General features: G+C 71.6%; 8 protein-coding genes. 6 read left to right on the top strand and 2 right to left on the bottom strand.

Annotated elements, in window-relative coordinates; genetic code table 11:
• The 4 genes from P409_RS24080 to P409_RS24095 all read left to right on the top strand — a co-directional run.
• The coding region (locus P409_RS24080; protein ID WP_034844629.1) for a thiamine pyrophosphate-dependent enzyme at positions 1-638 on the top strand (638 nt) is incomplete at its 5' end.
• On the top strand, positions 635-1630 hold the full coding sequence (locus tag P409_RS24085; RefSeq protein ID WP_034844631.1) for a lysylphosphatidylglycerol synthase domain-containing protein: 996 nt from the start codon (positions 635-637) through the stop codon (positions 1628-1630). The genes P409_RS24080 and P409_RS24085, both read left to right, overlap by 4 nt.
• Positions 1630-2736 carry a 2-aminoethylphosphonate--pyruvate transaminase gene (locus P409_RS24090; protein ID WP_034844634.1) on the top strand — a complete coding sequence of 369 codons (1107 nt, stop codon included), beginning with the start codon at positions 1630-1632 and terminating at the stop codon, positions 2734-2736. Before P409_RS24085 ends, P409_RS24090 begins: the two co-directional genes overlap by 1 nt.
• A complete protein-coding gene (locus tag P409_RS24095) occupies positions 2733-3158 on the top strand; it encodes a DUF2141 domain-containing protein (protein WP_034844637.1) in 426 nt (141 codons plus the stop codon). Before P409_RS24090 ends, P409_RS24095 begins: the two co-directional genes overlap by 4 nt.
• On the opposite strand, the gene P409_RS24100 is transcribed toward P409_RS24095, so the two are convergent.
• Positions 3149-3772 carry a CDP-alcohol phosphatidyltransferase family protein gene (locus P409_RS24100; protein WP_052121315.1) on the bottom strand — a complete coding sequence of 208 codons (624 nt, stop codon included), beginning with the start codon at positions 3770-3772 and terminating at the stop codon, positions 3149-3151. The two genes, P409_RS24095 and P409_RS24100, sit on opposite strands and share 10 nt — an antisense overlap.
• A gap of 209 nt (positions 3773-3981) precedes the next feature.
• Between P409_RS24100 and P409_RS24105 the strand changes: the two genes are divergently transcribed.
• Entirely contained in the window at positions 3982-4578 is a 597-nt protein-coding gene (locus tag P409_RS24105) for a YcbK family protein (protein ID WP_052121317.1), read from the top strand.
• A 181-nt stretch (positions 4579-4759) separates the two neighbouring features.
• Entirely contained in the window at positions 4760-5524 is a 765-nt protein-coding gene (locus tag P409_RS24110; RefSeq protein ID WP_034844639.1) for a tetratricopeptide repeat protein, read from the top strand.
• A gap of 21 nt (positions 5525-5545) precedes the next feature.
• Here P409_RS24110 and P409_RS39160 read toward each other — a convergent pair.
• Positions 5546-5936: CpaD family pilus assembly lipoprotein (locus P409_RS39160; RefSeq protein ID WP_034844641.1), on the bottom strand; the 391-nt coding region annotated here is incomplete at its 5' end.

A 5936-nucleotide genomic window follows, 5' to 3' on the forward strand; every position in this document is an offset into this window, starting at 1 on the left:
GCCCCGGCCGCCGCGCCGACTGGCCGGAGGCCGGGCCGCGCCCGACCCGCGCGGCGGTGCTGGAGCGCTTCCTGGCGCTGACCGACGACCGCACCGCCGTGGTCGCCACCACCGGCAAGGCCGGACGCGAGCTGTTCACCCTGGCGGACCGGAAGCAGCACATCTACCAGGTCGGGTCGATGGGCGGCGCCTCCGGCATGGCGCTGGGCGTAGCCCTGAACACCGAGGCGCCGGTGGTGGTGCTGGACGGCGACGGCGCCGCGCTGATGAAGCTGGGCACCTTCGCCACCATCGGCGCCCAGGCGCCGGGCAAGCTGATCCACATCCTGCTCGACAACGGCGTGCATGACTCGACCGGCGGCCAGGCCACGGTCTCCGCCTCGGTCGATTTCGCCGCGGTGGCTTTGGCCTGCGGCTATCAGTTCGCCGCCTCCTGCGCCAGCCTGGACGGGTTCGAGGCCGCGTTCCGCGCCGCGTCCGAGGCGCCACGGCCGGCGCTGATCCATGTCCGCATCGCGCCGGGCTCGATGGAGAAGCTGGGGCGGCCGACCGTGGCCCCGGCCGATGTCGCCCGCCGCTTCAAGGATTTCCTCGCCGGCCTGCGCCCGGCGGCAACGGGTGCCGGCACCGCATCATGAAATGGCCCGCCTGCATCGGGATCGCCGTCGGCCTGGCGGTCGCGGTCGTGCTGGTCTGGCTGACCGGCGCCGCCGAGATCTGGGCCGCGCTGACCGGCGCCGGCTGGGGCATCCTGGCCGTCATCGCCCTGCACTTCCCGCAGTTCCTGTTCTCCTCGCTCGGCTGGCGCGTGCTGGTGCCGGAGCGGCCGGTGCCGCCGCTGAGCTTCTTCATCCGGCTGCGCTGGATCCGCGAGGCGATCAACTCGCTGCTGCCGGTGGCGCAGATCGGGGGCGAGCTGATCACCGCCCGCCTGCTGGCGATGCGCGGCGTGCCGCTGAACCGGTCCGGCGCCGCCATCGTCGTCGACCTGACGACGCAGATGGCCAGCCAGGTGGTGTTCACCGTCTTCGGCCTGGTGCTGCTGTTCCTCGGCGCCCATGACGGCGCCATGACGCCCTGGATCATCGCCGGGGCCGGCGTCGGCCTGGTGCTGGTGGTGCTGTTCGTCGGCGCCCAGCGCTTCGGCATGTTCAAGGTGCTGGAGCGCGGCCTGATCCGCCTGGCCGACAGGTTCGGCTGGGAGTCGCTGGGCGAGGTCTCCGGGCTGCACGATTCGATCGTGTCGCTGTATGGCGATCATGCCCGCCGGGTCTGGACCTCGGGCGGCCACCATTTGGTCTCCTGGCTGCTGGGCTGCCTGGAGATCTGGGCGACGTTGTGGGCGCTGGGCCTCGAGCCCAGCCTGCGCGACGCGGTGATCATCGAGAGCCTGGCCCAGGCCGTCCGCATCGCCGGCGTGCTGGTGCCGGGGGCGCTGGGGGTGCAGGAGGGCGGCTTCATCGTCATCTGCGGCCTGCTGGGCATCCCGCCGCACAGCGCCGTGGCCATGGCCCTCATCCGCCGGATCCGTGAGATCGCGCTGGGCGTGCCGGGCCTCATGGCCTGGCAGGTGATGGAAGGCCGGCACCTGGCCCGGCGCCGCCGCGCCCGCGCCTCGGAGGCCTCGTGATGCCCTGGTCCGCCGATGACCCGGCCCTGCTGACGCCAGGACCGCTGACCACCCGGATCGAGACCCGCCGCGCCATGCTGCGCGACTGGGGCTCGCGCGACCGCGCCTTCATCGCCCTGACGGCGGAGCTGCGGCAGCGGCTGCTGGCCGTCGCCAAGGGCGAAGCCGGCCATGTCGCCATCCCGCTGCAGGGCAGCGGCACCTTCATCGTCGAGGCGGCGATCGCCACGCTGCTGCCGCCTGCGGGCAAGCTGCTGGTGCTGGCCAACGGGTCCTATGGCGAGCGCATGGTCGCCATCGCCACCCGCCTGGGCCGGTCGGTAGAGGCCCTGCGCTGGCCGGAGGACCGGCCGGTGGAGCCGGAGCGGATCGATGCCGCGCTGGCCGCCGATCCGTCGATCACCCATGTCGCCCTGGTCCATTGCGAGACCACATCGGGCATCCTCAACCCGTTCGAGGCGGTGGCCGAGATCGCGGCCCGGCATGGCCGGCCGCTGATCCTGGATGCGATGAGCAGCTTCGGCGCGCTGCCGATCGACCTGTCCGACACCCCGGCTGCGGCGGTGCTGGCCTCCAGCAACAAGGGGCTGGAGGGGGTGCCGGGCCTGGGCTTCGCCCTGGTCGAGCGACAGGCGATCGCGGCGGCGAAGGGCAACAGCCCGTCGACCAGCCTCGACCTGCACGACCAGTGGCGCGGTTTCGAGGGCAACGGCCAGTGGCGCTTCACCCCGCCTGTGCAGGTGGTGGCGGCGCTGGTCGAGGCGCTGCGTCTCCTGGAGGCCGAGGGCGGACCGGCCGCCCGGCTGCGCCGCTACCGGGACAATTTCGACACGCTGCTGGCCGGCATGGAGGGGATGGGCTTCCGCCTGTTCCTCGACCCCGCGGTGCAGGCGCCGATCATCGCCACCTTCCATCCGCTTGACGATCCGCGCTTCGTCTTCGACCAGTTCTACGAGGCGCTGGCCGCGCGCGGCTTCCTGATCTATCCGGGCAAGCTGACCCGGGCCGACAGCTTCCGCATCGGCTGCATCGGCGCCCTCGACCGCAACGATTTCCAGGCTCTGCTCGTTGCCATCGAGGACACCCTGTCGGAGATGCGCCGATGAAGACCATCGCTCCCCTCTTCGCCTTCGCCTGGCTCGCGCTCGGCGCCGCCACCGCCTCGGCGGCGACGGTCCAGATCGTCGTGGCCAACATCAAGGAGGCGAAGGGCACGATCCGGATGTCGCTGTGCCCGCAGGACAAGTTCCTGGGGGACGACTGCCCGTACAGCGGCACCGCGCCGGCCACCGTGCCGCAGGCGACCGTGGTCATCCCCAACGTCGCCCCGGGCGTCTACGCGGTCCAGGGCTACCAGGATGTCAACGACAACCACAAGGTCGACCGGACGCTTCTGGGCGTGCCGGAGGAAGGCGTCGCCTTCTCCCGCGACCCTTCCTATTTCTTCGCCCCGCCGGACTTCAAGGACGCCGCCTTCACCGTCAGCCCCCAGGGGACGCGAGTCACTCTCCGGCTGCGCTATTTCTGAGCCGTTGCCGGCTTCTTCCGGACCGCCGCCTTGGGCCGCCGCGACAGCACGCCGAGCCAGGCCGCGCCCGCCGGGGTGATCACCGCCGCCGCGATCAGCATCGGCCAGGCCAGGCCGAGCCAGACGAAGACCGGCACCAGGGCCAGGGCGTCGTCGGGATCGACCACCACCCCGCGATGGCGCATGGCGTAGCGCGACAGCTCGATCACCTTGGTCACGTTGAGCTGCCAGAACAGCACGCCGATGCCGATGCCGGCCGCGGCGCCGAGCAGGATGGGGGGAAGCCCGAGGCCGGCCCGGGCCAGCCCGATGCCGATGCCGATGAAGGCGATCGCGTCGCACAGGCAGTCGACGCACAGGTCGTAGCGGTGCCCGCCCGGGCTCATCTGCCCGGTCTGGCGCGCGAGCTCGCCGTCGGCCCGGTCGAACAGCATCGACAGCAGGAACATGACCCCACCCAGATCGGCCCAGGCCCCGCCGCAGGCGAAGCCCGCCGCCGCCGCCACGCCGGTGGCCAGCCGCACGGTGGTGAGCTGGTTCGGGGTGACGCCGGTCGGCGCGATCCGCCGGACGACCGGTCGGACGATACGGTGGATCAGGGTGTCGTGGCTCATCCTGTCTCTGTGGTCTCCGCAACCGTCCGCAATGCTCTGATCCGTCCTGTTTTCTAGACCATCATGCCGAATGTAAGGCAACGGTCTCGGCATGCCTGCGTCGCAACCGCGACGCGTCTTTCACGCCGTTGCGATTGCAATCCGTCGCCGGTCCTGAGCTATGGTATAGCGTCGCGCTGGGTTTCGTCGCCTGCCGAGGCTGTCTTCGCATGACCACGCCCATTCCCTCCCGGCCCCTGGGGCCGACCCTCACACGCCGCGCCGCCCTCGGCGTCGTCGGCGGCATCGCTTTGGCCGGGCCGGCCGCCTATGCCCTGCCGCCGGCGGCGCGCCCCGGCTCCCTGCTGGACGAGGTCCACAACCGGGTCGAGCCGTATCTCGAGCTCGGCCACGCCCATACCGGCGAGACCTATGTCGGCCGGTTCTACGGCCCCGATGGCTATGACGTCGCCGAGTTGCAGAAGCTCGACTGGTTCCTGCGCGACTGGCGGCAGACCGCGACGGTGCAGATGGATCCGCGGCTGTTCTGGGCGCTGGCGGTGATCCGTACGGTGGCTCAGCGCGCCGGCTTCAGCGGCAGGGCCACGATCAATTCCGGCTACCGTACGCTGAAGACCAACTCCTCGCTCGAGGGCACGGCCCGCAACTCCCTGCACATGGCCGGCCGCGCGATCGACCTGACCTTCGAGAAGGTGCCGCCGAGCCAGCTCGTCGGCTGCGCGCTGGCGCTGCAGATCGGCGGCGTCGGCCAGTATCCGGGCTTCACCCACATCGATTCCGGCAACCTCCGCACCTGGCACGGCTGAACGGCTGCGCCGCTGCCCGTGACGGCCCGGTGACAATCCGCGCGCCCGGATGGGATTCCCAATCGCAGGGTCGACGCGGCGGCACGATCGTCCTATCCATGGTTCAGCCATGCGTGACCGCGCAGGCGCGCCCGCCACAGGCGCACCGGACCCTGCATTTCGAGGGGGAGAGCCCGCCGCCATGCCGTTCCCGTTCACCCGCGCCGCCGTCCTCGCCGCGACCCTTATCGTCGTGGGATGCGGCGAGTCACAGACGACCTCGCTGCTCCGGATGGGCGACAACATCCGCGCCGCGGGCGACCCCGACACGGCGATGACCTTCTATCAGCGTGCCGCGACCGAGGACCCCAGCAACCCGCAGCCGATGGTCAAGCTGGGCGACGCGACGCTGCAGGCCGGCGACCCGGTGCGCGCCGCCAGCTACTACCACGCCGCCCTGGCGGTGGAGCCGACCAATGTCGATGCCCTGCGCGGCCTGGGCAAGGTGCAGCTGGCCCAGGGCAAGCCGCAGGAGGCGATCGCGGTGCTGGACCAGGCGCTGGCCCGCAAGCCGGACGACGTGTCGACCATCCTGGCCAAGGGCACCGCGCTGGCCCTGCTGGGCCGGCCGCAGGAGGCCCAGGGCCTGTATCAGAAGGCGCTGCTCAAGGCCCCCGGCAATGTCAGCCTGAAGACCAACCTCGCCCTCTCCTACGCTCTGGCCGGCAACACCGGCGAGGCGGTGCAGGTGATGCGGGAGGCCGCAGCGGCGCCCGACGCCACCGCCGTGCAGCAGCGCAACCTGGCGCTGGTTCTGGCCATGGATGGCAAGACCCAGGAGGCGCGGCGGGTGGCCGAGACAGCCCTGTCGGCGAAGGAGGCGCGCAGCCTTCTCAGCGCGGCGCGGCGGATCCGCGGCATCAAGGACCCGGTGCGGCGGGCCCAGGCGATCGGCACGATCGGCTGAGCCGAGACCACGGCGCCCGGATTACGGGGCGCCGCCGCCGGAGATGTCGGTGGTGCTGTTGCCGGTGCCGGATGACGGCGGCAGGACCATGCCCGCCTGGCTGCGCTTGTTCTGCGTATCCGTGTCGGCGTCGGTGTTGTCGCTGCCGTCCAGCTGCAGGTAGCGCTCGGCCGCGCGGACGGACGGGTTGGCGAAGGCCGGCCCCATCTGGCGCCCCTGGAACAGATCGCTCTTGCGCTCGACCTGCAGCGCCAGGTTCAAGTCGTTGGCGCAGCCCATCGGCAGGTCCTCCGGCAGCGAGCCGTCCGGATTCAGGCAGCGCTTGGGCCACAGCGCCTGCTGCCCGGCCGCCGCCACCTGCACGGTGTCGGAGGCGGAGGGGTCGTTGACCAGCGAGATGCTGTAGCGGCCG

It is taken from the genome of Inquilinus limosus MP06 (assembly GCF_000767795.1).
In the GTDB taxonomy this organism is placed as follows: Bacteria; Pseudomonadota; Alphaproteobacteria; order DSM-16000; family Inquilinaceae; genus Inquilinus; species Inquilinus limosus_E.